Genomic DNA, 4,238 nt, shown 5'->3' on the forward strand with positions numbered 1-4,238 from the left:
ATTCGCCTGTTCCCCGATGTGGGCGATCCGGCGGAGATCGAAGCCGCAGTGGTCAATCTTCTGCGTTTCCACGAAGCCGAAACCGCCATGCTGTTCTGCGCCACGCGCGACAATGTGCGCCGCCTTCATGCCACGCTGGTCGAACGCGGATTTACCGCTGTCGCGCTTTCGGGTGAACATAGCCAGTCAGAGCGCAACAACGCCCTTCAGGCCCTGCGTGACCGCCGCGCCCGCGTTTGCGTGGCGACCGACGTCGCGGCGCGCGGGATTGATCTCCCCTCGCTCAGCCTCGTGGTTCACGTTGAAATTCCGCGCGATGCCGAAACGCTGCAGCACCGATCAGGCCGCACCGGGCGCGCGGGCAAGAAGGGCACCGCCGTGCTCATCGTCCCCTTCCCGCGCCGTCGCCGCGTCGAAATGATGCTGCGCGGTGCGAAGATCAACGCGGAATGGGCTGATGTGCCCACCCCCGAAGCGATCCGCGCGCAGGATCGTGAACGCCTGCTCGAAACCATTCTCGCTCCTGTCGAAATGGACGAAGCGGATGTGGACATCGCGCGCACGCTTCTGGAACAGCGCACGCCCGAAGAACTCGCCACCGCTCTCGTCCGCGCCCACCGCGCGTCGCTGCCTCAGCCCGAAGAACTGCTTTCGGGCAGCGACGATGGCCGCAAGCAGGCCGCACATCGCCCCGGCTTTGACGATGTGGTGTGGTTCCGCATGGATGTTGGCCGCCGCCAGAACGCCGATCCGCGCTGGATCCTGCCAACGCTGTGCCGGCGTGGCCACGTGTCGCGGCAGGAAATCGGCGCCATTCGCATCGCACCGAACGACACCTGGTTCCAGGTCCCGCGCGCCATTGCCGATCGCTTTGCCGATGCCGTCCGCCGCACCGCCGATCCGCGGGGCGAAGACGAGAACGGCATCCACATCGAAGTGGCTCCCGACGGCCCGCGCGAAATTGCACGCGACAATCGGCGTGGCAACGATGGACCACGTCGGAACGGTCCTCATCATGATGGGCCGCGCAGTGATGATCGCCGCCCCCCGCGCCGCCCGCACCCCGCCGGGCAGCGCCCTCAGGGCAAGCCGCATCGCAAGGGACCACAAGGGTCACGCTGATACAAAAGAACCCGCCGGATCGCTTCCGGCGGGTTCTTTGTTTCCTGTAAAGCAAAGGCTGTAAGCTACTCTTCGCCCATCCGCAGCGCAGCAATGAACGCTTCCTGCGGGATCGAGACGTTGCCGTACTCGCGCATCCGCGCCTTGCCCTTCTTCTGCTTTTCCAGAAGCTTCTTCTTGCGACTGATGTCGCCGCCATAACATTTGGCGGTCACGTCCTTGCGCATCGCGGCAATCGTCTCGCGCGCAACAACCTTGCCACCAATAGCCGCCTGAATCGGAATCTTGAACAGGTGGCGCGGGATCAGATCCTTCAACCGCTCGCACATATGCCGCCCGCGTGCCTCGGCGGCGCTGCGGTGAACGATCATCGACAGCGCATCGACCGGCTCATTGTTGACGAGGATGCTCATCTTCACCAGATCGCCTTCGCGCAACCCAATCTGTTCGTAATCGAACGAGGCATAGCCACGGCTGATCGATTTCAGGCGGTCGTAAAAGTCGAACACCACTTCGTTGAGTGGCAGTTCATAGGTCACCTGCGCGCGCCCGCCGACATAGGTCAGCCCGGTCTGCACGCCGCGACGATCCTGACACAGCTTCAGCACTGACCCCAGGTATTCGTCAGGCGTATAGATCGTGCCCTTGATCCACGGTTCGTCGATCTGTTCGATGCGGCTTGGGTCGGGATAATCCGCCGGGTTGTGCAGCAGGATTTCGCGCGCATCATCGGTTCGGCTCGCGCGCAACTGGATGCGGTAAACCACTGAAGGCGCAGTGGTAATCAGGTCGAGATCGTATTCCCGGCTGAGGCGCTCCTGAATGATTTCAAGGTGCAGCAATCCGAGGAAGCCGCAGCGGAAACCAAAGCCCAGCGCCGCGCTCGATTCCATTTCGAAGCTGAACGAAGCATCGTTCAGACGCAGCTTGGCAATGCTTTCACGCAGCTTCTCAAAGTCCGCAGCATCAACCGGGAAGATGCCGCAGAAGACAACCGGCTGCACTTCCTTGAAGCCCGGCAGCGGCACCGTCGCGCCCTGCTTTACGGTGGTGATCGTGTCACCCACGCGCGCCTGCGCAACTTCCTTGATCTGGGCTGTGATAAAGCCGATCTCGCCGGGGCCGAGTTCGTCCAGCGTATCGATCTTGGGCCTCATGCAACCCACGCGATCGATCAGATGCTCGGTGCCACCGGCCATGAACTTGACCTGCAGCCCCTTCTTGATGACGCCATCGATCACGCGAACAAGGATCACGACGCCAAGGTAAGGATCGTACCAGGAATCCACCAGCATGGCCTTGAGCGGCGCGGTCCGATCTCCCGTTGGCGCGGGAATACGCTCGACCACGGCATCCAGCACTTCCTCGATCCCGATGCCCGATTTGGCGCTGGTCATCACCGCATTGCTGGCGTCCAGCCCGATCACGTCCTCGATCTCGGCTTTCACCTTTTCCGGCTCGGCGGCGGGCAGATCGATCTTGTTGATCACCGGCACGATCTCGTGATCGTGTTCGATAGACTGATAGACGTTTGCCAGCGTCTGCGCTTCCACGCCCTGCGCGGCGTCAACCACCAGAAGCGCGCCTTCGCACGCGGCAAGGCTGCGGCTGACTTCATAGGCAAAGTCAACGTGGCCCGGCGTGTCCATCAGGTTGAGCTGGTAGGTCTTGCCGTCCTTGCCCTTGTAATCAAGGCGCACGGTCTGCGCCTTGATCGTGATGCCGCGCTCCTTCTCGATGTCCATGTTGTCGAGCACCTGCTCGGACATCTCACGCGCAGAAAGCCCTCCAGTGTACTGGATCAGGCGATCCGCCAGCGTGGACTTGCCGTGGTCGATATGGGCAATGATCGAAAAGTTACGGATCAACGAAAGGTCTGTCATGCGCGCGCCGTTAGCAGGTGCGAGGCTGCGAGTCACGCCAGACACCGGTGTGAACGTCGTTACAGGGCGCGGCCAGAAATTTGCATTTCAAAGACATTTTTCTGACGTGTTTTGCAAAACTGTAACGAACTATTTCTGTAGATTTTTCAGTATATTGATCAGAATTCACCCTCTCATTCGCCAAGGAATGCGTCAATTTGCTGTCACATATTCGTCATTTTGAGCGACTAGCGGGCTGCCCAGAAGCAGATCGCTGCGAGTTGGAGATTCTCAGGAAATGAACGGCAGGGCTTTCAGGGCGGCACTCGCGGCAAGCGTATTTGTGAGCGCGGCAGGAATTGCGCAGGCTCAGGAAGCGCCACAGGATCAGAATGCCAAGATCGCCGATCTCCAGCGTCAGGTCGATGAACTGAAGGCGATGGTCCGCGCGATGCAGGAAACGCAGCAAGGCGCGGCGCAAATGGCTGCCGCTTCTTCGCATGGCGCAACACCGGCAGCTGTTGCAGCAACCGGCACGCCTCCGGCGCAGCCCGTGCAACTGGCCGCCGCCCCCGCTGCCACCGCCTCCGCCACCACACCGGCAGAGAAGAAGAAAAAGGCGTGGTACGAAAAGCTGCAGATTCGCGGCTATACCCAGTTGCGCATGAACGAGATCGTCAGCGGTCCCAAATCCGCTGCATCGGGCTTATCACGCCTGCGGTCCGTGCAGGACAGCGGCATCAATGAAAACGGCAATTTCTCGATTCGTCGCGCCCGTCTGGTCGTGCAGGGCGATATTTCGGATCGCGTCTCGCTCTATCTTCAGGGTGATCTCGCCTCTTCGATTGCCAACCAGTCCGGCGGCGAATCGCGGCTGCACTATTTCCAGATGCGCGATGCCTATGCCGATGTCTTCCTGAACGATTCAAAGACTCTGCGCCTGCGCTTCGGCCAGTCGAAAGTGCCATTTGGATGGGAAAACCTGCAAAGCTCGCAGAACCGCGTGCCGCTCGACCGCACCGATGCCATCAACCAGTCCGTTCCCGGAGAGCGCGATCTGGGCGCAGTAGCCTATTTTACACCACCGGCAATTCAGGCGATCTGGGACGATCTGGCAAAGGACGGGCAAAAGCTGTTCGGCAACTACGGCGCGCTCGGCTTTGGCGTCTACAATGGACAGACGGTCAACCGCACGGAACGCACCGGTGGCCTGATGACGGTTGCTCTGGCCACCATGCCGGACAGGCTCGATGG

General features: G+C 60.9%; 3 protein-coding genes. 2 read left to right on the forward strand and 1 reads right to left on the reverse strand.

The genetic code is table 11. From position 1 onward, the window contains the following. The coding region (locus tag ACOVQ0_RS11275) for a helicase-related protein (protein WP_421884386.1) at positions 1-1,122 on the forward strand (1,122 nt) is incomplete at its 5' end. A 65-nt stretch (positions 1,123-1,187) separates the two neighbouring features. Here the strand turns inward: ACOVQ0_RS11275 and lepA are convergent. After that, entirely contained in the window at positions 1,188-3,005 is a 1,818-nt protein-coding gene (lepA, locus tag ACOVQ0_RS11280) for a translation elongation factor 4 (protein WP_421884390.1), read from the reverse strand. A gap of 277 nt (positions 3,006-3,282) precedes the next feature. Between lepA and ACOVQ0_RS11285 the strand changes: the two genes are divergently transcribed. Further along, positions 3,283-4,238 (forward strand): porin (locus ACOVQ0_RS11285; RefSeq protein ID WP_421884388.1); only part of this gene is annotated, 956 nt, incomplete at its 3' end.

It is taken from the genome of Novosphingobium sp., assembly GCF_049240505.1.
GTDB lineage: Bacteria > Pseudomonadota > Alphaproteobacteria > Sphingomonadales > Sphingomonadaceae > Novosphingobium.